The sequence below is a fragment of the Actinoallomurus spadix genome, from assembly GCF_024055725.1.
Taxonomy (GTDB): Bacteria; Actinomycetota; Actinomycetes; order Streptosporangiales; family Streptosporangiaceae; genus Actinoallomurus; species Actinoallomurus spadix.
The window spans coordinates 382,765-405,479 of the sequence record NZ_JAMXMX010000001.1 but is presented as its reverse complement, the minus strand read 5'-3'; the positions used below and the strand labels follow the sequence as shown (position 1 = coordinate 405,479).

Here is a 22,715-nt window from a genome sequence, read left to right as displayed (position 1 = left end):
TTACCGGATCGGCAGGAGGACACCTCGCTCGCCGGCGGGCCGTGGACCGAAGATGCGCCGGTCGGCCTCGGTGATGCGGACGTCGTTGATGCTGGCCTCGCGGCGGCTCATCAGGCCTTCGGGGGTGAACTCCCACAGCTCGTTGCCGTGGCTGCGCCACCACTGGCCGGACGGGTCCCGGCACTCGTACTGGAAGCGCACCGCGATCCGGTCGCCGTGGAACGCCCAGAGCTCCTTGCGGAGGGCGTAGTCGAGTTCCCGGTCCCACTTGTCGCGCAGGAACGCGATGATCTCAGCCCGGCCGGTGACGAACCGGTCGCGGTTCCGCCAGGCCGAGTCCTCGGTGTAGGCGAGCGCCACACGTTCGGGATCGCGGGTGTTCCAGGCGTCCTCCGCGGCCTGGACCTTTTGCAGCGCGGTCTCCGGGGTGAACGGCGGGACGGGCGGTCGTACGGCCACGGCGGACTCCTCGATCGATCAGTTCTAACGTTTACATCGTAGCAATGCCGTTAGAAGAGCTTCCCTCTCATGCGCCGGCGCCGCCGTCGACCGGAACGATCGCGCCGGTCACCATCGAGGCCCGGTCGCTGAGCAGCCACGCGGCCACCTCGGCGACCTCGCGGGGCTCGGCCATCCGGCCGAGCGGTGTCGCCGCCTTGTTGGCCTCGATGATGCCGGGAGTCACCGCCTCCCACTCCTCCATCATCTCCGTGGCGGTGCCGCCGGGGGTGATGCCGTTCACCCGGATCCCCTGCGGGGCCCAGGTCACCGCGGCGGTCTCGGTGATGCTGTTGAGCGCGCGCTTCATGGCGCCGTAGGCGGGCAGCGGGGGTACCGCGCGGCGGCTGCCGATGCTGGAGGTGTTGACGATCGCCCCACCGCCGCTGCGCCGCATGAGCGCGGCCTCGGCGGTCATGGCGATCCAGTGCGCGCGGAAGTTCACGGCGAACTGCTGGTCGATGTCCTCGTCGCTCGTGGCGTCGAGCGGGCCGGGCCGCTGGGCGACCCCGCCGTTGTTGAAGGCGCCGTCCAGCCGCCCGTGCAACTCCCCGACGCGGCCGACGGCGGCGCGGATGCTCGCGTGGTCCGCGAGATCCATGGTGACGGCGTCGGCGGCGCCTCCGCCGGCGCGGATCTCGGTGACGATGCGGTCGAGAGCGGCGGTGTCGCGGGCGGCGAGCACGACCGCGGCGCCCTCCCGGGCGAAGAGCCGGGCGGCGGCGGCGCCGATGCCGCGACTGGCGCCGGTGATGAACACGACCTTGCCGGTGAGCAGGCCGACGGGCGTGGTGGTGTCGATGTCGTTCGTCATGCCGGCAGCATGCGCCGCCCCGGGGACCCGGAGACAGGCACAGGCGGTACTACGATGAACGGCCGCGCGGCGTGCACAATCGGGACATGGACAAGCATGAGCTCGGCGCGTTCCTCCGCAGCCGTCGCGAGCGGCTCCGGCCGGAGGACGTCGGCCTCCCCTCAGGCTCACGACGCAGGACGCCGGGTCTCCGCCGCGAAGAGGTCGCGGTCCTCGCCCACATCTCCACCGAGTACTACGTCCGGCTCGAGCAGGGCAGGGCACCGCGTCCCTCGGGCGAGGTCCTCGCCGGGATCGCGGGCGCGCTGCGACTCACGGCCGCCGAGTCCGACCACCTCCACGTCCTCGCGGGCACCGCGCCGATCCAGACCGGACTGCATCGGCGCGACGTGCGCCCGAGCATCCTCGCACTCATCGAACGGCTCCCGCAGACGGCCGCGTTCGTGATGTCCGCGGCGTTCGAGGTGCTCGCCTGGAACGATCTCGCGGCGGCCCTGATGGAGGACTTCGCCGCGCTCGCCCCCGAAGACCGCAATCTCGCGCGTAAGGCGTTCTTCGGGCCGGCACGGCCGGACGCGCCGCCGTACGGGATCTCCGACGCCGCCGAGTTCCGGCACCACGTCGTGATGGGACTCCGGTCCACCCTCGCCCGGTACCCGTCGGATCCCGCGGTGACCGGTCTCGTCGAGGAACTGCGCGACGGCAGCCCCGAGTTCGCCCGGCTCTGGGAACGGCACGACGTGCGGGCGGCGCCGACGCTCACGAAGACCTTCCGTCACCCGGCCGTCGGGGAGATCACCCTCGACTGCGACTCCCTCGGACTCACCGACCGCGACCAGCATCTCGTGCTGTACACCGCGTCCCAGGGATCCCGTGACGCGGACGCCCTGGCTCTGCTGGACATGCTCGGAACCGAGGGCGTCGGCGCGAGCGAATCGCGCTGACCGGGGTCCCGCCGGGTCACGCCTCCCGGGCGTCCCGGCGGCCGGCATGACGGGTGCTCACCGCAGGGGGAACCGCGCGTACGGCCAGGCCCGGCCGCCGGAAAACCGGTTGCCGCGCGCGCCGGGCGACGGGCAGGATCCGGGCATGACCACGACCCGCACCGTACTGCCGCCGACCATCGCCGTCCTTCCGGCGCGGGTCCAGCAGCAGCCGGGGCGTCCGCGGAGGCCGATCACCGCACGATCGTGATCGCCGCCCTGGTCGCGGGGCTGCTCGCCGGCTACGGCATCGCGGTCCCCGTCGGAGCGGTCGCGGCCTACCTCATCGCGCTGACGAGCCGGACATCCCTGACCACAGGCGCGTGCGCCGCGCTCGGCGTGGCCACCGCCGACGGCCTGTACGCGCTGGTCGCGACGGTCGGAGGGTCCGCCGTCGCGGCCGCGATCCGGCCCGTACTGGTGCCGCTGCGCTGGTGCTCGGCCGTCGTGCTGCTCGTCCTGGCCGTCCGGGGACTGGCCGGGGCGGTGGCCCGGTACCGCGAGCGCCTGACGCCCACCCGGCGCGCGGAACCGCCGACCGGTCCCGGGCGCGCCTACCTGGGATTGCTCGGGATCACACTGCTCAACCCCATCACCGTCGTGTACTTCGCGGCGCTGGTGCTGGGCGGCCACAGCGCGGTGACCGCCGGCCAGGCGCAGCGGGCGGTGTTCGTCCTGGCCGCCTTCGCCGCGTCCGCGACGTGGCAGCTGCTGCTGGCCTGCGGCGGCGCGCTCCTCGGCCGGGCCCTGACCGGCGCCCGGGGACGGCTCGCCACCGCTGCCGTGTCCAGCCTGGTGATGGCCGTCCTGGCCCTGAACCTGCTCATCTCCTGATGAACGCTCCGGACAGCGGAGAGGGCGCACCGAACCCGATGGCCGGCCGGCGAACAGGCCGAGCCCGGAGTCGCCGCCGGGCCTGCGTCGGGACGCCGCGCTCAGGCGGGGGCCGGCGCGGCGCGCAGCCGGTCGACGATGACGGCCCGGGCGGCCCTGCCCTCGGGAGTCGGGGTGAGTGGATAGACGTGCACGAGGCCCGGGGCCTCGTGGAACTCGATGTCGACGCCCGCCTCGGTCGCCTTGCCCACCAGGAGGCGCGCGTCCGGATGCAGGATGTCCCGGGTGCCGCAGAACACCGTCACCGGCCCCAGCCCGCGCAGGTCCGCGTTCAGCGGGCTGACGCGCGGGTCGGTGATGGGCAGGTCGCCGCGCCAGTGCTCGACGAAGACCCGGGCGCCGTCGCGCCCGAGCCACGGGTCGCTGGGCTGCACGGCGTCGATGCCGGGGTTGGCGAAGGTGAGGTCGAGCGCGGGTGAGATCAGCACGGTCCGCGGCAGCGTCACCTGATGGCGGTCGCGCAGGACCACGGCGGCCGACAGCGCGATCTGCCCGCCCGCGGAGTCACCGGCCAGGCGCGCGCTGCCGTGCTCGTCCCGGGCGGCCAGGACCAGGTCGGCGACACACCCGACGACCTCCCCGGCCGTGCCGTACGGGATGAGCGGATAGATCGGCAGGAGCACGGCCGTTCCGGCGTCGGCCGCGATCCGCGCGGCCAGCCGCCAGTGCTGGGAGACGATCTCGTTGACCCACCCTCCGCCGTGCGCGTACACGACGCAGCCTCGGGGCCGGCGCCCGCGTGGGGCGACGGTGTAGACCGGCCAGCCGTACGGCCGCCGCACCGAGACCGTCACGTCGGCGCGGAGCCGGCGGGGCGGCCCGTACGGCTGCGGGCGCAGCGTCCGCTCCCGGAGGTGGTCCCGTGCTCCTGCGGCCGTGACGTACGGGCGGTTCATCCGCCTGACGCGGACATAGCCGGCGACGAGCCGGCTGCGCACGCTGACCACCGTGTCCCGCCGTCCCTCCTGCTCTGGTGCGCCGCTCATCCTCACGGCCGTCCTTCGTCCGGCGGCGTGCCGGGGCCACGGTAGGGCAGGGTCTGGCTGTAGACGACGTTGGTCGTGGTGCTGCCGAACCGCGCCAGCTCGTCGACGAGGCGTTCGAGGTGGGCCATGGATCCGGCGGCGACCTTGAGGGTGTAGCAGTCCTCACCCGTGGTCCGCAGGCACTCCAGGACCTCCTGGCGCCGTTCCAGCAGCCGGTGCAGCGGCTCGTGCCGGCTGCCGGGGTACTTCAGCCGCACGACCGCCAGAACGGGGTACCCGACCTTCGTCAGGTCGATGTCGGCGCGGTAGCCGGTGATGACGCCCAGGGACTCCAGCCGCCTGAGCCGGTCCGTCGCCGCCGAGGCGCTGAGGCTGACGCGGCGGCCGAGCTCGGTGAGGGCTACCCGGCCGTCGCGCTGCAGCTCGGCCAGGATCGCCCAGTCGGTCGCGTCGAGATTCTCGGCCATTCGCGGAATATACCGGCGGATCCCCGGCGACCGGCTCCGTACGCCGTGAATGATCTCTTCCAGGCGGGCGGGCGCCCTCGATAGCGTCTTCCTCATGCGCGTCGGGGTGAATGTTCCCAACTACGGACCGGGCACGAACCCGGAGGTGCTGCGCCGATGGGCTCGGACGGCCGAGGCCCTCGGGTACGACCTGCTGATGCTGTCGGACCACCTCGTGGTGACGCCGGACGTCGCCGCGCAGTATCCGGCGCCGTTCTACGAGCCGTTCACCGCGCTGTCCTGGCTGGCGGGCGTCACCGACCGGATCCGGCTCGGCACCTCGGTGGTCATCGTGCCCTACCGGCATCCCCTCCTGCTCGCCCGGATGGCGGCCAACCTGAACGACCTCAGCGGCGGCCGGCTGGTCCTCGGCGTGGGCGTCGGCTGGGCGCGCCAGGAGTTCGACGCGCTCGGAGTGCCGTTCGAACGGCGCGGCGCGCTGACCGACGAGCACCTGCGGGCCGTCCGCGCCGCGTGGGCGGAGGAGACGGACTACCGGAGCGGGCCGATCCCGATCTGGGTGGGCGGCAACAGCGCGGCGGGCATCCGCAGGGCCGTGCGCCTGGGGGACGCGTGGCATCCGCTGCGCGACCTGACGCCGTCCGGTCTCCGCGACGCGGTGGGACGGATGCGGGCCCTCGCCGGTGAGCTCGGGCGCCCGGTGCCCGCGCTGGCGCCCCGCATCCTCCTGCGGCTGACCGACTCCCCCCTCCCCGGCCCGGAGCGCCGGCTCGGCGAGGGCTCGATCGAACAGGTCGTCGGCGACCTCGAGCAGCTGAGCCTGCTGGGCGCCGACACCGTCGTCCTCGACCCGTTCCTCGGCGATCCCGCCGAGACCCTGCGTCCGCAGACGGCCTGGAGCGCGCTCGCGACCGTGGCCGACCACTGGAACCCGACCCCACGACCTTGACGAACGGAGCGACCGTGACACCTGAGGACGAGCGGTTCCTGCGCCGGGCCATCGAGCTCGCCGCCGCCGCGACCACCGGCGGGGACGCCCCGTACGGCTCCCTGCTGGTCGGCCCGGACGGCACCGTGCTCGCCGAGGAGCACAACACCGTGCTCAGCGACCGTGACATCGCCGCCCACCCGGAGCTGAAGCTGGCCCGGTGGGCGGCCCGCGAGCTGGACCCCGCCACCGCGGCGGCCACCACCATGTACACCAGTTGCCAGCCCTGCACGATGTGCTATGGCGGCATCCAGCGCTCCGGGCTGGGCCGGGTGGTCTTCGCGCTGTCCACCGAGCAGGCGGACGCGCTGACGCCGGGCGCCGGCTGGCCGGTCGTGCCCCAGGAGGGTCCCGCGCTGTTCGACGAGGCCCGCGTCCCGGTCACGGGCTTCTACGGCTGAGGCCGCCGAAGCGCGTGATCGCGGGCGGCGGCCGCGCGGCGGGCAATACGATCATCTGGTGCTCAAGCCGGATTACCCGATCGTCACCGAACGGCTCCACCTGCGCCCCTACACCCCGGGGGATCTGGACGCCCTGCACGACATCCAGTCCCGGCCGGAGGTCGCCCGCTACCTGTACTGGGACGCCCGCGACCGCGACGAGGTCCGCGAGGCGCTGCGGCAGAAGATCCGTTCGTCGGTGCTCGCCGATGAGAACAACGGATTGCAGCTGGCCGCGGTGCTCCCGGAGTCCGGGACCCTGGTCGGGGACGTGCTGCTGATGTGGACGAGCCGCGAGCACCGGCAGGGCGAGATCGGCTACGTGTTCCACCCCGACCACGGTGGCCGCGGGTACGCCACCGAGGCCGCCGCGGTGATGCTCCGCCTGGGCTTCGAGGGGCTCGGCCTGCACCGCGTCGTCGGGCGCCTCGACGGCCGCAACACCGCCTCGGCCCGCGTGCTGGAACGCCTCGGCATGCGCCGAGAGGCGCACCTGGTGCAGAACGAGTGGGTCAAGGGCGAGTGGACCGACGAGGTGATCTACGCGATGCTCGAGGACGAGTGGCGGGCCCGCGCGTGAGCGCGCGCCTGCGCCGGTACGCCGACGACAACGCCCGGATCGTCGCCGACGGCGCGTACACCACCGCGGACGGCACGGTCGTCGTCATCGGCCCGGCGCTGGAGGCCGCGATGGCGGGCACGGTCGGCCATCCCCCGGACGGGCCGATCCCGCCGCCCGCGGCCGGGGCCGGGCACCGGACGCGCTTCGAGGTCACCGCGGAGGGCAGCCTGCAGGCGGCCCGGCGGCTTCACGACACCGGCGACGGCACGGGCAGCGACAACGGCGACGGCACCGGTTCGGGCGCCGGCCGGATCGCCGTGCTGAACTTCGCCTCGGCCCGCAACCCGGGCGGCGGATACCTCGGCGGCGCCCGCGCGCAGGAGGAGGACCTGTGCCGGCACGCGCTGCTGTACCCGTGCCTGTTGCGCGTCCCCGGCCACTACGAGGCGCACCGCGCCTCCCGCGACCTGCTCTACAGCGACCGCGTCATCTGGTCCCCCGACGTCCCGGTCCACCGGGGCGACGACGGAGAACTGCTGCGCGAGCCGTACCCGGTGTCGTTCCTGACCTGCCCGGCGCCCAACACCGGTGAGGTGCTGCGCCGCGACCCGGCCGTGGCGGACCGGATCCCGGAGGTGCTGCGCCGCCGGGCGCGGCGGGTGCTGGCGGTGGCCGCCCACCACGGTGCGCGCCGGCTCGTCCTGGGCGCGTGGGGGTGCGGGGTGTTCCGCAACGACCCGCGTCAGGTCGCCGGGGCGTTCCACGCCCACCTGGCGGCTGACGGGGAGTTCGCGGGCGCCTTCGAGCACGTGGTGTTCGCGGTGTGGGACCGGAACCCGGACTCGGCCAACCGCGCCGCGTTCGCCGCGCGCTTCGCCGCCGAGACCGGAGCGGGACGGCCGGCCTGAGACGATACCCATCGTGACCGGTTCGGTGTGGAGCCGGTCGCTAGCCGTGGCCGTTCGGGCGGTCGGCGGCGTCGAACGTGGCGCAGTTGTGCTGGATCAGGGGCATGTACTGCTCAGCCCACGCTCGCAGACTCCGTAGCGGCGCGACGAGCGTCGTGCCCAGGTCGGTCAGACGGTAGTACACCCGTGGAGGCTTGCTCGCCTCGACACGACGATCGACGAGTCCGTCTCGTTCCAGCGCCCTGAGGGTCTGCGCCAGCATCTTCTGCGACACACCGGTCATCTCGCGCTTCAACTCGGTGAACCGCAGCTCGCCCTCGGCGGCGGCAAGCGACAGCACCGCCATGGTCGTCCATCGCGACGCCACCCGATCGAGCAGGAGCCTTGTCGGGCACCGAGGATCGAACAGGTTCCCCTGCCGTGAGGTGGTTACCACGGGGTCACCTGGTGTCGGCAAAGTGCCTTCTTCCCCGCTCATCTGAGGTCTCCTATCGTTACCACGTTCCTAAGCGTAACCATGGAGGACACCTGTGCGCCAGATGACGCTTTCTCCTCACCTTCCCGGCGCGACCGTGCACCGGATACCGATCGACGGGGTCGAACTCGCCGTAGAGACTCTCGGGGATGGGCCGGCCGTGATGCTGCTGCACGGCTTCCCGCACACCCGCGCGATCTGGCGCGAGGTCGCGCCCCGGCTGGCCGCGGCGGGTTTTCGGGCCATCGCGCCGGACCTGCACGGGCTGGGCGACAGCACACCCGCCGTCCGTGGCTACCAGGCATCCGCGATCGCCACGGACCTGCTCCGAATGCTGGACGCCCTCGGTGACCGCGAGGCACACGTCGTCGGCACCGATCTAGGTGTCACTCCGGCATTCGCTATGGCGGCATTGTCGCCCGAGCGCGTGACCAGCCTGACCCTGTCCGAAGGGTTGGTCGGACTTCTGCCCGGCGCCGAGTCCTTCCTACGGCAGGGGCCGCCGTGGTGGTTCGGCTTCCACCAGGCGCCCGGTGGTCTGGCCGAGGACGTCCTGGAGGACTCGGCGGAGCGCTACGTCCGCTTCTTCCTCTCCGCCGGCAGCCGCCGAGGTGTGCCGGAAGACCTCACACGGGTGATCGTCGAGGCCTATCGCGGCAGAACGAGTCTCCGCAATGCCTTCGAGCACTACCGCGCGGCGCCGGCCACCGCGGAATGGATCGGGAACTGGGCGCAGGACCAGCGACTGCCGATGCCGACCCTCGCCATCGGCGGTGGCGCGATCGGCGCGGCCACCGCGGGGCAGCTCGAGCCGATCACCGGCCGCCTCACCCAGCACCTGCTCGAGGACTGCGGCCACATCACCCCGATCGACCAGCCGGACGCCTTCGCCGACCTTCTCATCGAGCACGCCCGGAACGTCTGACTCACACCCTCAAGACCCGTCCGAAACACGGCCGACCGAACTCACAGCAAGGAGCAGATATGAGCCGCGAGCAGCGAGAGGCCATCCGGCGGCTTCGCGCCTCGTCCCCCCTCGACCTCGGCGGCGCGGTCCACGAACAGCGCATCCTGTTCGAGCAGCTGTTGTCCCACCATCCCGTCCCTGAGGACGTCATCGTCACCGAAACCCACTACGACACGATCCCCGGCCTGTTGGTCGAACTCGCGGACGAGCCCTGCGCCGGCACCGTCCTGTACTTCCACGGCGGGGCGTACGTCTTCGGGTCGGCGCGCAGCTCGCTGGGGATCGTGGCAGACCTCGCCCGCAGGTCACAGACGCGGGTGATCACCGTCGACTACCGCTTGGCACCCGAGCATCCCGCCCCTGCCGCCACCGAGGACGCGGTACGCGCTTATCGCGCCCTGATCGCCTCCGGCGCCGACCCGCAACGGGTAGTGGTCGCCGGCGAGTCGGCCGGCGGCGGAGTGGCGCTCGGCCTGCTGGCGGCGCTTTCCTCCGCCGGCGAGCCGATGCCCGCCGCAGCGTTGCTGTTCTCGCCGTGGGTCGACCTCACGCTCAGCGGCGATTCGATGACGGCCAGGGCCGAGGCTGACTTCATCCTGAACCGCACCGCCCTCGAACGCCGCGTGCGTGACTACGTCGGCGACGCATCCGCGGCGAAACAGCACAGCCCGCTGTTCGCGGACCTGCACGGCCTGCCGACCACGTTGATCCAGGTCGGTTCTGACGAGGTGCTGCTGGACGACTCCACCCGGCTTGCGGCAAGGCTCGTGGCCGCCGACGTGTCGGTGACGCTGGACGTCACCGCGCAGGCGACGCACGTCTTCCAGTCATTCGCCGCCTCGTGGGACGAGGCCGACGCGGCGATGACCCGCGCGGCCACGTTCGTCCGCACGACGCTCGGGCCGTGAGTGGCAAGCCACCCGCCCGACGACGGCCGAGGTGGCCGCCGGATGCCCGCCACCCCCATCCGAACGGTGGGCGGCGGTAACTTACGCCCGCACCGGCTCGCTAGCGCCCTTGGCCGTTCGGTCGTTGGTCAAGGGCTGCGTCCGGGACGGGCAGCGGCGCCATCGGCGCGGCGCCGGCGCGCCGTTCGAAGGCCAGCAGGTGCCGTTTGCGGTGCAGGCCGCCGCCGTAGCCGGTGAGGTCGCCGGTGGAGCCGACGACGCGGTGGCACGGCAGGATGATGCCGATGGGGTTCTTGCCGTTGGCCAGCCCGACGGCGCGGGCGGCGGTGGGCCGGCCGATCCGCTCGGCCAGTTCCCCGTACGAGACGGTTCCCCCGAAGGGGATCTCCCGCAGCGCCGCCCACACCCGCCGCTGGAACGCCGTGCCGGCCGGCGCGAGCGGCAGGTCGAAGACGGTGCGCCGGCCGGCGAAGTACTCCTCCAGCTGGCCGATCGCCGCCCCGAACGGCGCGGGGTCGCGCTCGCCGAAGGTGTGCTGCTCCGGCCGGTACCGCTGCCGGTCCATGTACAGGCCGGTCAGCGCGCCGCCGGCCGCGACGAGGGTCAGCGGGCCGACCGGACTGTCCATCACCGTGTGGACGCGGGGGGACATCGAGCTCCTCTCAGGTCAGGTCTCAGCTCAGGCGGGCATCCGGTTGACGGCGTGCTCACCGGTCGCCCACAGGTACTGCACCGCGTACGCCCGCCAGGGGCGCCAGGCGGCGGCGTGCCGGGTCAGGGCCGCGGGGGTCGCCGGCAGGCCGAGCGCGCGCGCCGCCCCGCGCACTCCCAGGTCGGTCGGGGTGAAGGCGTCCGGGTCACCGAGGGCACGCATCGCGATGGTCTCGACGGTCCAGGGTCCCAGCCCGGGCAGCTCCGCCAGCAGCGCGCGGGCCCGTCCCCAGTCGCTGCCGATGCCCAGGTCGATCTCCCCGCCGGCCAGCGCGCCGATCAGCGTGGTCAGCGTCGTACGGCGGGCGCGGGGAAACGCCAGCGTCTCGGGGTCCAGGCTCGCGAGCGCGTCCGCGCCGGGGAACAGGTGGGTCAGGCCGCCCTCGGGGTCGTCGACGGGTTCGCCGTGGGCGGTGACCAGCCGGGCCGCGTGCGTACGGGCCGCCGCGGTCGACACCTGCTGGCCGAGGACGGCGCGTACGGCGAACTCGGCCGGGTCGACGGTGCGCGGCACCCGGCGGCCGGGTTCCTTGTCCACGTGCGGGGCCAGCACCGGGTCGGCGCGCAGCAGGTCGTCGACGGCGACCGGGTCGGCGTCCAGGTCCAGCAGCCACCGGCACCGGCTGATCGCGATGGACAGATCCCGCAGGTCGGCCAGGTGCAGCCGGCAGGCGATGTGGTCCGGGGTGGGCCGCAGCGCGACGACGCCGTGCCCGTGGGGCAGGCGCAGGGTGCGGCGGTACGCGCCGTCGCGCCACTCCTCGACGCCGGGCACCCCGGTCGCCGCCAGGTGACCGAACAGGTTGTCCGGGCACAGCGGCGCGCGGAACGGCAGCCGGACCGACAGGGCCCCGGACGCGGCGGCGGGATGCCCGCGGGAGACACGGTCGCGCAGTTCGGTGGGGGACATCGCGAACACCTGCCGCACCGTGTCGTTGAACGCGCGGACGCTGGCGAAGCCGGAGGCGAACGCCACATCGCTCATCGGCAGCGAACTCGTCTCGATCAGCAGGCGGGCGGTCTGGGCGCGCTGCGCGCGGGCGAGCGCGAGCGGGCCAGCACCGAGTTCGGCGCGCAGCTGGCGTTCGACCTGGCGGGTGCTGTAGCCGAGCCGGGCGGCCAGGCCCGGCACGCCCTCCCGGTCGATCACGCCGTCAGCGATGAGCCGCATCGCGCGGGCGACCAGGTCCGCGCGTTCGTTCCACTGCGGGGAGCCGGGGCTGGCGTCCGGGCGGCACCGCTTGCACGCCCGGAATCCGGCCTGCTGGGCGGCCGCGGCGCTGGGGAAGAACCGCATGTTCTGCGGCTTGGGCGGCACCACCGGGCAACTGGGCCGGCAGTAGATGCCGGTGGTCAGCACCGCGGTGAAGAACCATCCGTCGAATCGGGCGTCCTTGGACTGCACGGCCCGTACGCAGCGCTCCACGTCCTCATGCATGCGACAAGCATCCCCGGTGCGCAGCGCGTCGCGCTCGCAGAATTGCGACATCATCGTGCGGCCGCCCGGGTCCGGACGCCGGCGGCCGCAGCACGGGGACCTCACCATCAACGATCTGATGAGGGGGTTGCGCGCACGCGGGGATCTCCCCGGGCGCCGACTACCATCTGAGGATGCCGACCACGGGGGCACGCCCGCGCCCCGCCCTGCCCTGGACCGGGCGGCCCGGGCGCGCCGACCTCATCTGCTGGGCCGGGATCGCGTTGAGCGGCCTGTACGCCCTGGCCCTCATCCCGCTGCGCCCGGTGCTCATCGGCCGGAACCCGGTGCTGCTGGAGCTGCTCACCGGCAGCATGACCTCGATCGTCACCGCGGGGGCGTTCGCCCGCGTCGGCGAGGCGCCCCTGGTCCTCGCGGTGGCCGCCGCCGTCCCCGGCATGATCATGTTCGACCCGTTCTTCTGGTGGGCGGGCCGCAGGTGGGGGCGCGGCATGCTCACGCTCGTGGCCGGGCAGGGCGGCCGGGGCGACCGGATGATCGCGCGGGCCGAGCGCCTCGGTCACCGGCTCGGCTGGATCGGCGTCGTCATCGCCTACTACCTACCCGTCCCGACCGCGCTGCTGTTCGTCATGGCGGGCTGGACGGGGATGCGCCTGGTGACGTTCGTGCTGCTCGACACGGTCGCCGCGCTGCTGTGGATCGGCATGCTCATCGGCCTGGGCTACTTCCTCGGCCAGGACGCCGTCGACGTCGCCAAGGCGATCTCCCACTACGGCACGTGGGCCTCGATCGCCCTGGTCGCCGGTGTGCTGGTCGTCCGCGGCCTGCGCGGCCGCCGCGCCGCCGGGTCCGCTCCGGCCGCCGAGCCGGCGGACCGCGCGGAGGCCGCCGCGGACCGCTGATCCCTCAGCGCGGCGCCGGAGGCGCTGGAGGATGAGGCGGCAGGGAGTCCAGGCCCGGTGGCGGCTCGGGCCACACCAGCAGCACCCGGCAGGGCGCGTGGTCGACGACGAACCGCGTCGGCGGGGCGAGGCTGCGCGGTCCGAGCCGGTCGCGGGCGCCGTCGCGGGCGCAGATGAGCAGGTCGGCGTCCTCCGCGGCCCGTACGACCTCGTGTTCGAGGCGGCCCCGCCGGGGCTGCCGGGCCGCGTCCCGGCCGAGCCGCGCGGCGGCGGCCTCCAGCAGGTCGGCCGCGGCGGCCTGCGAGAGCGCCTCGAGCCGGACGCCGGGGTCGCGATCGCGGCGGCCCCGTCCGAGCAGGCCGGTGTAGGCGTGGTGGGCGGTCGCGGCGACCTTCTCGTCCGTCACGTGCAGTAGCGTCAGGCCGGCCCCGGCGGGCGCCAGGTCCCGGGCGGCGTCGACGGCGGCCTCCCAGGTGCCCTCCGCGACCCAGACGATCACCTTCACGCCCGATCACCCTCCGATCGTCGCCAGCACTCCCCACAGTGCCACGGTCGCGGCCACCAGCGTGGCCGGGACGGTCACCAGGCCCAGCCGGGTGAACTCCCCCAGCCCCGGCTCGGCGTTGTGCTCGCGCAGAATCCGCCGCCACAGCAACGTCGCGAGGGAACCGACGTACGTGAGGTTCGGCCCGAGGTTCACGCCGATCAGCACCGCGAGCACCGGCCCCGGCCCCTCGGCGGCCACCAGCGGCAGCAGGGCCAGCACGGCGGGCAGATTGTTGATCAGGTTGGCCAGCAGCGCCGCCAGGGCGGCCACCGCCAGCAGCGCGAGCAGGCCCGACCCGTGCGGCAGGACCCGGCCGGCCACATGGTCCAGGCCGTTCACCACCACCGCCTTGACGACCACGCCCAGCGCCAGCACGAACAGGCAGAACAGCGGACCGGCCGACGTCACCACCTCGCGGACGGTGGTCCGCCGCCGCCGCAGTGCCCGGGCCGCCAGCACCAGCGCGCCGCCCAGCGCCGCCCACGCCGGGTTCACCTCCGCGAAGGAGGTCACCACGAACCCCGCCAGCGTCAGGCCCAGCACCACGACCGTGAACACCGGCACGCGCGGCCGCCCGACCGGCCGCTCCCGGCCCGCGGCGACGGCCAGATCGGCGCGGAAGAACCAGCGCAGCACCGCGTACTCCACCGCGATGACCACCAGCCACGGCACCGCCATCAACCCGGCGAACCGCGCGAACGACAGCCCGCTGGCCGCGAACGCCAGCAGGTTCGTCAGGTTCGACACCGGCAGCAGCAGCGACGCGGAATTGGCCAGGTGGGTGCAGGCGTACACGTACGGGCGGGGCCGTACCCCGACCCGCGCGGCGGTCGCGAACACCACCGGCGTCAGCAGCACGACCGTGGCGTCCAGGCTCAGCACCGCCGTGACCAGTGACGCGACGGCGAACACCCCGGCCAGCAGCCGCACCGGCCGCCCGTGGCAGGCGCGCGCCACCAGGTCCCCGGCCGCCGTGAACAACCCCTCGTCGTCGCACAGCTGCGCCAGCGCCAGCACGGCCGCCAGGAACCCGATCACCGGCAGCAGCGTGCGCGTCTGCGCCCACGCCTGCGCCGGGGACACCGCGCCCACGGCGATCGCCGCCCCGGCGGCGGGCACCGCCGCCACGGCCTCCGGTAGCCCGCGCGGCCGGGCGACGGCGAACACCAGCACCGCCAGCAGCAGGACGACCGCGAGGGTCTCGGCGACGACGGTATGCAGCGCGGCCTCCCGAAGACGAACGGCACGGCCCGCACCGGAACCGTCTCCGCAGGCCACCAGCATCTCACCTGGTGATCACCGGGTCCGGCCAGGGCCCGGTAGCGTTGCGCCCCGTGACGACCTACCTGGAGGACCTGTTCTCCCTCGACGGCCGTGTCGCGTTGGTCACCGGCGGCAGCTCGGGCATCGGCCACGCCATCGCCACCGCCCTGAGCCGCGCCGGCGCGCGGGTCGTTCTCATCGCCCGCCGCGAGCCCGGACTCCGCGACACCGCCGCCGAGCTGGAGGCCCACGGCCGCCCCGCCGCGTACGTCACGGCCGACCTGGCCGAGCGCGCCGAGGTGCGCCGGGCGGCGGACGAGGCGGTCGCGCCGTTCGGCGAGCCCGACATCCTCGTCAACTGCGCGGGGATCAACCTGCGGCCTCCGATGGACGAGCTCGACGAGGCGGCCTGGGACGCGACGATCGCCGTGAACCTCGACGCGCCGTACCTGCTGGGCCGCAGGTTCGGGCCGGGGATGGCACGCCGGGGACATGGCCGGATCATCAACATCGCCTCCCAGCAGTCCTTCCGCGCCTTCGCCAACAGCGGCGCCTACGGTGCGTCCAAGGGCGGGCTGGTCGCGCTGACCCGCTCCCAGGCCGAGGCGTGGTCTCCCCACGGCGTGTGCGTCAACGCGCTGGTGCCCGGTTTCGTCGTCACGCCGCTGGTCACCCATGTCCCCGCCGACCGGCAGGAGGCGATGGCCGAGCGCACCCTCATCGGCCGTAACGGCCTGCCGGGCGACTTCGCCGGCGCGGCGGTGTTCCTCGCGAGCGCCGCGTCCGCCTACGTCACCGGCCAGGCCCTCTTCGTCGACGGCGGCTTCTCCGCCCACTGACGGGCGTACGCGGCGCGGCGGCCGGGGTCAGGACAGGAGGGCGGCGACCGCGTCGACGACGACCTGCCGCCGGGCCGCGGTCGAGTGGCCGGCGACGACCGCGTCGAACTCGGGCACGTTGGAGCTCCAGAAACCCGACAGGTGGATGACCAGCCCGAGCAGCACGTCCGCCGGGAAGTGCGCCGGCAGCACTCCCCTGGCCTGCGCGTCGGCGACGGCCTGGACCTTGGCCTCGTTGCTCGCCAGCACGACGGACAGCAGGTCACCGGTGCCGGCGCGCTCGAGCCGGTACCAGGTGGCGATCCGCTGCACCCACGGGCGCCGCTCGTAGGAGTCGAACAGCCGGCCCGCGTACTCCGGGAGGTTCTCCGCGTCGATCGGCACCGCGTCGACGGTCTCCCGGCACATGGCGTCGAAGACGGCGTCGAACAGCCCGTCCTTGCTGCCGAAGTAGTGGTAGATCTGCGCCTTGTTGCTCTGGGCGGCGGCCGCGATCCGCTCGACCCGCCCGCCCGCGATGCCGTAGGCCGCGAACTCCTCCCGGGCCGCCTTCAGCAATCGTCTCCGGGTGGCCTCCGCGTCTCTGCTTCCCACGAGCGCCATCCTAACTGAACGTTTAGTTGACAAGCGCGCCGGAGCGGGCTTGGCTGTAACTAATCAAACGGTTAGTTAGTTCGCTTTGTCGGGAGACCTGATGTCCTCGTCCTCTGTTCCGTCCCTCGTCTTCCTCGTCAGCGGGGCCTCACGTGGCCTCGGCCGCGAGATCGTACGCGCCGCCCTCACCGCCGGGCACCGCGTCGTCGCCGGAGCCCGGCAGACGTCCGCGCTGGACGACCTCGCCGCCGAGCACGGCGAGCGGCTCACCGTCGTCCCCCTCGACGTCACCGATGACCGGGCCGCCGAGGCCGCGGTGGCCACCGCCGCCGACCGGTACGGCCGGCTGGACGTCCTGGTCAACAACGCCGGCTACGCCAACGTCGCCTCGATCGAGGACGCCGACTTCGACGACTTCCGCGCCCAGGTCGACACCAACCTGTTCGGCGTCGTCCGGCTGACCCGCGCGGCGCTCCCGCTGATGCGGGAGCAGCGCGCCGGGCACATCATCCAGGTCTCCTCCGTCGGCGGCCGGCTGGCCACCCCGGGCCTGGGCGCCTACCAGACCGCCAAGTGGGCCGTCGGCGGCTTCTCGTCGGTGCTCGCCGGCGAGGTCGCGCCCCTCGGCATCAAGGTGACCGTCCTGGAACCGGGCGGCATGCGCACCGACTGGGCCGGGTCGTCGATGCGGATCGACCCGATCCGTCCCGAGTACGCCGAGACCGTGGGCCGCATGGCCGCCATGCACGGTGACGGGCGGGTCACCATGGCCAGTGACCCCGCCAAGGTCGCGCGGCTGGTGCTCGAGGTCGTCGCGCTGGAGGAGCCGCCGCTGCGGCTGCTCGTCGGCCCGGACGCCTACGCCTACGCCACACGGGCCGGCCGTGACCTGCTGGCCGAGGACGAGCGCCGGCGTCACCTGAGCGAGTCGACGACGGCCGACGACGCCACGGCCCGCCACCTGGACCCGCTCGCCCGGCACTGAGCACGACCGGAGCGGACGGCCCGCCTACCGACGGCCCGGGAGGCTCGCGAGCGCCTGCGACCGCTGGGCGACCAGCTCGTCGTAGGTGCCGTCGCGCTCGGCCCACCGGTGCATCAGCACACCCTTGACGAGGATCTCCCGCGGAGTGGGATCGGCCCGGAGCAGGTCCATCACCTCGGTGGCGAACTCGCCCAGGTCGAGCGCGCGCGGGTTGAGCTTCGCCTGCTCCGGCGTGGTGGCGACGGCCGGGGGAACGAGTTCGGACACCTCGACGCCGGTGCCGTCCAGTTGCGCGCGCAGCGCCTCGGAGTAGGCGTGCACGGCGGCCTTGGAGGCGGCGTAGGTCGGCATGAGCGGGAACGGCAGGAATCCGATGCCCGAGGAGACCGTGATGATCGTGCCGGCGCCGCGCCCGATCAGGTGCGGGGTGAACGCGTCGATGACGCGGATGGTACCGAGGAGATTGGTGTCGATCGTCTCCTGCGCGGCGCTGAAGTGCGCGGGATCACGCAGGTCCTCGGGGACCCCGGTCCCGGACATCGTCACGACCGTGTCGAGGCCCGGGTGGTCCCGCAGGATCGTGTCGCGGGCGCGGTCGACGCTGCCCTGGTCGGTCACGTCGATGGGAACGGTGGCGAACCCCTCGGCCGCGAGCTCGTCGAGCAGGTCGGTCCGCCTGCCGCCGACGATGACGGCGCTGCCGGCCGCGGCGAAGCGGCGGGCGAGTTCCCGGCCGATTCCCGAGGTGGCGCCGGCGATGAAGACGGTGCGATCGGTGATGTCCACTGCTGACTCCTGGTGAATTCCTGTGGGTGACGCCCTCAGTCAGGGTGACGCCCTCAGTGTTCGCCCGATCTCCGGCCGGAGGCAGTACCCCCGCCTTCCCGGGTCCTGTCAGGGCCCCCTCAGCCACGGGAACCCTGAACTACGCTGCGGAACATGAGCGACGACCGCGCCAACCCGCTCGGCGACTACCTCCGCGCCCGGCGGGCACTGGTCACCCCGGAGCAGGCCGGGCTCCCGGCGGGCGCGAATCGCCGTGTCCCCGGGCTCCGCCGCGAAGAGGTCGCCATGCTCGCGGGCATCAGCGCCGACTACTACCTGCGGCTGGAACGCGGCCGCGACAAGAACCCCTCACCACAGGTCCTCGAATCCCTCGCGCGGGTCCTGCGCCTCGACGAACTCGAGCAGGAGTACCTCCTCGGCCTGGCCGCCGCGCGCCCGAGACCACCGCGGCGCCGCAGGCCCGAACGCGTGCCCGCACGGCTGCACCAGCTCCTGGCGAGCGTGCAGGTCCCCGCGTTCGTGGAAGGACGCGCGTTCGACGTACTCGCCTCCAACCGGCTCGCGGTCGCGCTCTCCCCGCGCCTCCAGCCCGGCTACAACCGGCTCCGATCGTTGCTCCTCGACCCGGAGGAGCAGGCGTTCCACCAGGACTGGGCACGCTCCGCGGAAGGCTTCATCGCCGCCTTCCGCAAGTCCATCGGCGACGACATCGACGACCCGCGGTTCGTGGAACTGGTCGGCGAGCTCGCCCTGTCCAGCGAGCGGTTCCGTACTCTGTGGGCACGCCACGACGTCCGCGGCCTCGACGGCGGCACCACCACCGTGAACCACCCCGTCGTCGGCGAGCTGCACCTGCACCGGGACAAGCTCCCCGTGGACGACCTGCTCCTGGTCCTCTACTACGCCGACCAGGGCAGCGAGAGCGATGAGAAGCTACGCCTCCTCGCCTCCATGGCCGAGACCGCCCACCTCGGGGCCCCGGTCGCCCTGGCCGAAGAACCAACGGACATCGCCGGCCCGCGCTGACGCGGGATCTCGGCATCCGTCTTCCCCGTCGTCTCGGTCCGGCCGAGGACGACGCGGTGATGCCTCATGGTGGCCGTGTCAGCCATCGGCGGGTGTTCGGTTGTCCTCGAGGAGTTGCCGTGTGCGGGTGAGGAACGCCTGGCGGACCTCCTCTGGGTGCAGGATCCGGAGTGGCCGGCCGAGGCTGAGCAGGTAGCGGGCCAGGCCGTCGGCGTCCGGCCCGCCGATGTCGATGATCGTGGCGTCATCGCCGTCCGGGTGGTGGACGCCGACCGTGGGGGGTACCAGCCTACGGGCCTCATCGGCCGGTACGGCCAGGCGGACGGTCACCCGCACCGGGTAGGGCCTCAGCGCGATGCCCGTGCCGACCATCTGTGCCGGATCTGGCGGGTCGGGCAGGGCAGTGGCCTGCCCGGTGGCCGTGGCATCGATGATGCGATCGGTACGGAAGGTGCGCCAGTCCTGCCGCGTCAGGTCGTAGGCGAGGAGATACCAGCGGCGGCCGGTGTAGATGAGCCGGTAGGGGTCCACTCGGCGGGTGGACGTCGTTCCGGCCCCGTCGCGGTAGGTCAACCGGGTGCGTTCGCCTCGCCGGCACGCGGTGGCCAGGTCGAGCAGCAGCGCGGGGGAGATCTGGCCGTCGTCGGGTCGTACGGTGTGGGTGAACGCGGCGTCCAGCTCGCCGAGCCGGTCGGCGATCCTGGCCGGCAGCACCTGGCGAAGTTTCAGCAGCGCCGACAGGGCTGCCTGATCGCTGCCGGAGACTCCGCTGAAGGCGGCGGTGCGCAGCCCGACAGCGACCGCGAGGGCCTCCTCCTCGTCGAGGATCAGCGGCGGAATGCTGGTTCCGGACCCGAGGTGGTAGCCGCCCCATGGGCCCATCTCCGATTCGATGCCGTAGCCGAGTTCACGAAGCCGGGCGATGTCCCGGCGCACCGTCCGTTCGGTGACATCCAGCTGGGCGGAAAGCTCAGCGCACGTCCAGGACCGCCGCGTCGACAGCAAAGACAGCAGACGCAGCAGCCGCGCCGAGGTGTTGACCACGGCTGACAGTCTGCTCGATGACCAGGACCGTTTCTGACCGGGTCATACCGTAACGTCGCCGGCGCGGCCGAGAACTCCTCGGCCGAAGAGTCCATCACCACGACGATGACCTCCACCAAGGCGCGTTAGATGACGGGCCTGGGTGGGCGCACGTGACCGACGAGGAGCAGGACCCATGGAAGCACGCATGAAGAGCCTGGCGAGTCCGGACCTGATCACAGGGATCCAGCATCTCCACAAGGCGATTCACGCCGGGGGCGTCGACCCGCTCGTGCTCGAGTTGGTCCATCTGCGGGCCAGCCAGATCAACGGCTGCAGCCCGTGTGTGTTCGCCGGCGTCCAGTCGGCGAAGAAGCTCGGAGAGACCGAGGAGCGGCTGCACAGCGTGGTCACCTGGCGCGAGACCCCGTTCTTCACCGAGGAGGAGCGGGCGGCGCTCGCGCTGGCCGAGGCCGCCACCCGGATCCAGGACGGCGCGCCGGGCGTGACCGACGAGATCTGGGACGCCGCCGCCACCTACTTCGACGAGACCCAGATGTCCGCGATCATCCTGAACATCGCAATCACCAACTTCTTCAACCGGATCAACCACACGATCCGGGAGCAGGCCGGCAAGACCTGGTGAAAGCGGGCGGGCGTCATTCGTCCAGAGGCCGCGGGGGCGACGTGACGAAGGACGTGGTCGGCCGGCTCCACCGCTGACCGATCCCGCGCCACTTCCGGCAGGTCCCCGCCCTGGGCTCCCCCCTTCGGGTGACCGCCGACGACCATCCTCCAATGATCATCAGGGGTACATGACGATGAGCGACGAACTACCGGAACTGACCGTCACCGATGCCCAAGCCTGGCGGGAGTGGCTCAGCAGGCACCACGACAGCTCGGCAGGGGTGTGGCTGGTCCTCGCCAAGAAGAACACGACCCGGCCCACCAGCCTGACCTATGACCAGGCACTCGACGAAGCCCTGTGCCACGGCTGGATCGATAGCCGGCTACGACGGCGGGATGAGATCACCTTCTGCCAGCGCTTCACCCCTCGCGGAGGGAGAAGTCCCTGGTCAGCGCGGAACGTTTCCATCGTCACCCGTCTGATCAGCGAGGGCCGGATGCATCCGGCCGGAATGACCGAGGTCGAACGCGCCAAGGCCGACGGCCGCTGGGACACGGCCTACGCGGGACAAGCCGACATCGAAGTACCAGCCGACCTGGCCGCCGCATTGGCCGCGAACCCCCAGGCACAAGCGATGTTCGACATCCTCACCTCCCAGAACCGCTACGCCGTTCTCTTCCGGATCGCGAACGCCAAACGCGCCGAGACCCGAGCCCGCCGTATCACCCAGTTCGTTGACATGCTCGCCCGCGGCGAGACGATCCACCCGCAAAAGCGCGCCCTCGGCAGTTGAATGCGGGCCCACTCCTCGGTGCTGACGCCGAAGAAGCCGACGTTCTCGCCGTGGGCCGGGGAGATGGGGGCCGGTAGTTCATCCGGCACATCCCGGCCGCCGGGCCTCAGCCCCGCGGCTCCGGGAACCGGCCGAGCCACGCCTGCAGCGCCCACCGCCACCGCAGCGCGCCGGTGAGGGCCTCCCCCGGCGGGACCGGATCGGCGAAGCCCGTCAGCGCCGCCAGGCGGCGCAGCCGGTGCTTGACCGTGTTCGGATGCACATGCAACGCGGCGGCGGTCTGGTCGGCGCGGCCCCCATGGTCCAGGTACACCACGGCCGTCTCCGCCAGCAGCCGGTGGAACCCGTCCTCCGGATCCAGACCGGCCAGCTGCTCACGGGCCAGCAGGTCACCCAGCGCCGGGTGGGCGTCCAGCGCCACCGGAACCGCCAGCGCCGTCAGCTCCCACACCCCCTCCAGCCCCCGCCGCCGCGCCGAGGCCAGCGCGCTGCGGCCCAGCCGGTACACCTCGGCCAGCTCCCCCGGCCGTACCGCCGGCCCGGCCACCACGAGCGTCGCGGCGGCACCCGGCGGCCGGGTCGTCACCGCGCACAACCGCCCGTCCACCAGCCCTGACACCCCGTCGGCCAGGCCCAGCGCGGCCTCGACCCGCCGCGCCTCCCGCGGATCGCCGACATCGGTGAGCAGGCAGTGGTAACGCCGCCGCACGTCCAGGCCCGCGTCGACGGCACACGACACCGGCCCGCCGCCCAGCAGGTCCCGCAGCGCCTGCACCCGCGCGGCGTGCGCGGAGTGCGCCAGGCTCAGCTCCGTCTCCCGGAACGCGTGGATCAGCCGGTTCTGCAGCCCGTTCGCGTACGCGTCGAGCTCCATGAGCTCATCGATCAGCCCGTCGAGGGACACCCCCGCCGACCGGGCCTCGTTCAGCAGCCGCGTCATCACATGCGAGCGCGCCGCCTGGAACCCGTCCAGCAGCGCCGCCAGCGGCACCCCCTGCAGCGCCCGGTCGGTGGCCAGCCGGTCCGCGACCCGCGCGTCGTCCTCGTTCAGCCCCGACTCGTCGATGAACGCCGCCGACACCACCGCCAGCAGCGCCGCGATGTGCCGCCGGACCTCCTGCACCGGCAGCGCCGCGATCGGCGGGGACTGCGCGCGGGCCGCCGCCACGACCGCCTCCAGCGTCCGCGGGTCGGCGCGCATCTTCTCCATGAGGCGGCGGAGCACGGCGCGTTCGGTCATCGTCGTCTCCCGGTACGGCGCTGGGCGGCACGAGAGAAGATCTCCCGTGC

28 protein-coding genes are annotated in these 22,715 nt (G+C 73.0%); 14 read left to right on the top strand and 14 right to left on the bottom strand.

Annotation, left to right across the window (positions count from 1 at the left end; translation table 11 throughout):
• Both NE235_RS01830 and NE235_RS01825 read right to left on the bottom strand, forming a co-directional pair.
• Entirely contained in the window at positions 1–459 is a 459-nt protein-coding gene (locus NE235_RS01830) for a nuclear transport factor 2 family protein (RefSeq protein ID WP_252798885.1), read from the bottom strand.
• A gap of 67 nt (positions 460–526) precedes the next feature.
• The gene (locus tag NE235_RS01825; protein WP_252798884.1) at positions 527–1,312 is read right to left on the bottom strand and encodes an SDR family NAD(P)-dependent oxidoreductase; all 786 of its coding nucleotides are present in this window, start codon (positions 1,310–1,312) and stop codon (positions 527–529) included.
• 86 nt (positions 1,313–1,398) lie between these two features.
• Between NE235_RS01825 and NE235_RS01820 the strand changes: the two genes are divergently transcribed.
• The gene (locus tag NE235_RS01820; protein ID WP_252798883.1) at positions 1,399–2,256 is read left to right on the top strand and encodes a helix-turn-helix transcriptional regulator; all 858 of its coding nucleotides are present in this window, start codon (positions 1,399–1,401) and stop codon (positions 2,254–2,256) included.
• Between the two features lie 57 nt (positions 2,257–2,313).
• Here the strand turns inward: NE235_RS01820 and NE235_RS01815 are convergent, their stop codons facing one another.
• The gene (locus NE235_RS01815; RefSeq protein WP_252798882.1) at positions 2,314–2,493 is read right to left on the bottom strand and encodes a hypothetical protein; all 180 of its coding nucleotides are present in this window, start codon (positions 2,491–2,493) and stop codon (positions 2,314–2,316) included.
• Between the two features lie 9 nt (positions 2,494–2,502).
• Here NE235_RS01815 and NE235_RS01810 point away from each other — a divergent pair, with 9 nt between their 5' ends.
• Positions 2,503–3,129 carry a LysE family transporter gene (locus NE235_RS01810; RefSeq protein ID WP_252798881.1) on the top strand — a complete coding sequence of 209 codons (627 nt, stop codon included), beginning with the start codon at positions 2,503–2,505 and terminating at the stop codon, positions 3,127–3,129.
• A gap of 101 nt (positions 3,130–3,230) precedes the next feature.
• Here NE235_RS01810 and NE235_RS01805 read toward each other — a convergent pair whose 3' ends face one another.
• Both NE235_RS01805 and NE235_RS01800 read right to left on the bottom strand, forming a co-directional pair.
• Positions 3,231–4,175 (bottom strand): alpha/beta hydrolase fold domain-containing protein, encoded by a 945-nt coding sequence (locus tag NE235_RS01805; protein ID WP_252798880.1) that lies wholly within the window; start codon positions 4,173–4,175, stop codon positions 3,231–3,233.
• 2 nt (positions 4,176–4,177) lie between these two features.
• The gene (locus tag NE235_RS01800; protein ID WP_252798879.1) at positions 4,178–4,642 is read right to left on the bottom strand and encodes an Lrp/AsnC family transcriptional regulator; all 465 of its coding nucleotides are present in this window, start codon (positions 4,640–4,642) and stop codon (positions 4,178–4,180) included.
• 94 nt (positions 4,643–4,736) lie between these two features.
• On the opposite strand from NE235_RS01800, the gene NE235_RS01795 reads away from it, so the two are divergent.
• From NE235_RS01795 to NE235_RS01780, 4 genes are read left to right on the top strand one after another with little or no spacing between them, the layout of a single operon-like run.
• Positions 4,737–5,591, top strand: coding sequence for an LLM class flavin-dependent oxidoreductase (locus tag NE235_RS01795; RefSeq protein ID WP_252798878.1), 855 nt, complete (start codon positions 4,737–4,739; stop codon positions 5,589–5,591).
• 14 nt (positions 5,592–5,605) lie between these two features.
• Positions 5,606–6,031: a nucleoside deaminase gene (locus tag NE235_RS01790; protein ID WP_252798877.1), complete on the top strand. Its 426-nt coding sequence runs from the start codon at positions 5,606–5,608 to the stop codon at positions 6,029–6,031.
• A gap of 58 nt (positions 6,032–6,089) precedes the next feature.
• Positions 6,090–6,650 (top strand): GNAT family N-acetyltransferase, encoded by a 561-nt coding sequence (locus NE235_RS01785; RefSeq protein ID WP_252798876.1) that lies wholly within the window; start codon positions 6,090–6,092, stop codon positions 6,648–6,650.
• Positions 6,647–7,540 carry a TIGR02452 family protein gene (locus NE235_RS01780; RefSeq protein WP_252798875.1) on the top strand — a complete coding sequence of 298 codons (894 nt, stop codon included), beginning with the start codon at positions 6,647–6,649 and terminating at the stop codon, positions 7,538–7,540. Before NE235_RS01785 ends, NE235_RS01780 begins: the two co-directional genes overlap by 4 nt.
• Positions 7,541–7,580: 40 nt before the next feature.
• Here NE235_RS01780 and NE235_RS01775 read toward each other — a convergent pair whose 3' ends face one another.
• Positions 7,581–7,907 carry a winged helix-turn-helix transcriptional regulator gene (locus NE235_RS01775; protein WP_252798874.1) on the bottom strand — a complete coding sequence of 109 codons (327 nt, stop codon included), beginning with the start codon at positions 7,905–7,907 and terminating at the stop codon, positions 7,581–7,583.
• 172 nt (positions 7,908–8,079) lie between these two features.
• Here NE235_RS01775 and NE235_RS01770 point away from each other — a divergent pair, with 172 nt between their 5' ends.
• Together NE235_RS01770 and NE235_RS01765 are read left to right on the top strand one after the other, a co-directional pair.
• Positions 8,080–8,940 carry an alpha/beta fold hydrolase gene (locus tag NE235_RS01770; protein ID WP_252798873.1) on the top strand — a complete coding sequence of 287 codons (861 nt, stop codon included), beginning with the start codon at positions 8,080–8,082 and terminating at the stop codon, positions 8,938–8,940.
• Between the two features lie 59 nt (positions 8,941–8,999).
• On the top strand, positions 9,000–9,890 hold the full coding sequence (locus tag NE235_RS01765; RefSeq protein ID WP_252798872.1) for an alpha/beta hydrolase: 891 nt from the start codon (positions 9,000–9,002) through the stop codon (positions 9,888–9,890).
• A 100-nt stretch (positions 9,891–9,990) separates the two neighbouring features.
• On the opposite strand, the gene NE235_RS01760 is transcribed toward NE235_RS01765, so the two are convergent.
• Together NE235_RS01760 and NE235_RS01755 are read right to left on the bottom strand one after the other, a co-directional pair.
• On the bottom strand, positions 9,991–10,542 hold the full coding sequence (locus NE235_RS01760) for a methylated-DNA--[protein]-cysteine S-methyltransferase (RefSeq protein WP_252798871.1): 552 nt from the start codon (positions 10,540–10,542) through the stop codon (positions 9,991–9,993).
• A gap of 27 nt (positions 10,543–10,569) precedes the next feature.
• A complete protein-coding gene (locus tag NE235_RS01755; protein ID WP_252798870.1) occupies positions 10,570–12,039 on the bottom strand; it encodes an AlkA N-terminal domain-containing protein in 1,470 nt (489 codons plus the stop codon).
• A gap of 173 nt (positions 12,040–12,212) precedes the next feature.
• On the opposite strand from NE235_RS01755, the gene NE235_RS01750 reads away from it, so the two are divergent.
• Positions 12,213–12,941: a DedA family protein gene (locus tag NE235_RS01750; RefSeq protein ID WP_252798869.1), complete on the top strand. Its 729-nt coding sequence runs from the start codon at positions 12,213–12,215 to the stop codon at positions 12,939–12,941.
• Between the two features lie 4 nt (positions 12,942–12,945).
• Here NE235_RS01750 and NE235_RS01745 read toward each other — a convergent pair whose 3' ends face one another.
• Both NE235_RS01745 and NE235_RS01740 read right to left on the bottom strand, forming a co-directional pair.
• Positions 12,946–13,446: a universal stress protein gene (locus tag NE235_RS01745; RefSeq protein WP_252798868.1), complete on the bottom strand. Its 501-nt coding sequence runs from the start codon at positions 13,444–13,446 to the stop codon at positions 12,946–12,948.
• A 6-nt stretch (positions 13,447–13,452) separates the two neighbouring features.
• Positions 13,453–14,766 carry an SLC13 family permease gene (locus NE235_RS01740; RefSeq protein WP_252798867.1) on the bottom strand — a complete coding sequence of 438 codons (1,314 nt, stop codon included), beginning with the start codon at positions 14,764–14,766 and terminating at the stop codon, positions 13,453–13,455.
• A 56-nt stretch (positions 14,767–14,822) separates the two neighbouring features.
• Between NE235_RS01740 and NE235_RS01735 the strand changes: the two genes are divergently transcribed.
• A complete protein-coding gene (locus tag NE235_RS01735) occupies positions 14,823–15,590 on the top strand; it encodes an SDR family NAD(P)-dependent oxidoreductase (RefSeq protein WP_252798866.1) in 768 nt (255 codons plus the stop codon).
• A gap of 27 nt (positions 15,591–15,617) precedes the next feature.
• On the opposite strand, the gene NE235_RS01730 is transcribed toward NE235_RS01735, so the two are convergent.
• The gene (locus NE235_RS01730) at positions 15,618–16,184 is read right to left on the bottom strand and encodes a TetR/AcrR family transcriptional regulator (protein ID WP_252798865.1); all 567 of its coding nucleotides are present in this window, start codon (positions 16,182–16,184) and stop codon (positions 15,618–15,620) included.
• Positions 16,185–16,284: 100 nt separating this feature from the next.
• Here NE235_RS01730 and NE235_RS01725 point away from each other — a divergent pair, with 100 nt between their 5' ends.
• On the top strand, positions 16,285–17,169 hold the full coding sequence (locus NE235_RS01725) for an SDR family NAD(P)-dependent oxidoreductase (RefSeq protein WP_252798864.1): 885 nt from the start codon (positions 16,285–16,287) through the stop codon (positions 17,167–17,169).
• Between the two features lie 24 nt (positions 17,170–17,193).
• Here the strand turns inward: NE235_RS01725 and NE235_RS01720 are convergent, their stop codons facing one another.
• A complete protein-coding gene (locus tag NE235_RS01720; protein WP_252798863.1) occupies positions 17,194–17,955 on the bottom strand; it encodes an SDR family oxidoreductase in 762 nt (253 codons plus the stop codon).
• A gap of 153 nt (positions 17,956–18,108) precedes the next feature.
• Here NE235_RS01720 and NE235_RS01715 point away from each other — a divergent pair, with 153 nt between their 5' ends.
• Positions 18,109–18,981, top strand: coding sequence for a helix-turn-helix transcriptional regulator (locus NE235_RS01715; RefSeq protein WP_252798862.1), 873 nt, complete (start codon positions 18,109–18,111; stop codon positions 18,979–18,981).
• A 78-nt stretch (positions 18,982–19,059) separates the two neighbouring features.
• Here the strand turns inward: NE235_RS01715 and NE235_RS01710 are convergent, their stop codons facing one another.
• Positions 19,060–20,025: a helix-turn-helix transcriptional regulator gene (locus tag NE235_RS01710; RefSeq protein ID WP_252798861.1), complete on the bottom strand. Its 966-nt coding sequence runs from the start codon at positions 20,023–20,025 to the stop codon at positions 19,060–19,062.
• A 175-nt stretch (positions 20,026–20,200) separates the two neighbouring features.
• Here NE235_RS01710 and NE235_RS01705 point away from each other — a divergent pair, with 175 nt between their 5' ends.
• Both NE235_RS01705 and NE235_RS01700 read left to right on the top strand, forming a co-directional pair.
• Positions 20,201–20,650, top strand: a complete 450-nt coding sequence (locus NE235_RS01705; RefSeq protein ID WP_252798860.1) for a carboxymuconolactone decarboxylase family protein — start codon at positions 20,201–20,203, stop codon at positions 20,648–20,650.
• Between the two features lie 169 nt (positions 20,651–20,819).
• Complete coding sequence (locus tag NE235_RS01700; RefSeq protein ID WP_252798859.1) at positions 20,820–21,425, top strand: YdeI/OmpD-associated family protein; 606 nt, start codon at positions 20,820–20,822, stop codon at positions 21,423–21,425.
• A gap of 106 nt (positions 21,426–21,531) precedes the next feature.
• On the opposite strand, the gene NE235_RS01695 is transcribed toward NE235_RS01700, so the two are convergent.
• A complete protein-coding gene (locus tag NE235_RS01695; protein ID WP_252798858.1) occupies positions 21,532–22,665 on the bottom strand; it encodes a PucR family transcriptional regulator in 1,134 nt (377 codons plus the stop codon).
• Positions 22,666–22,715 lie beyond the last annotated feature (50 nt).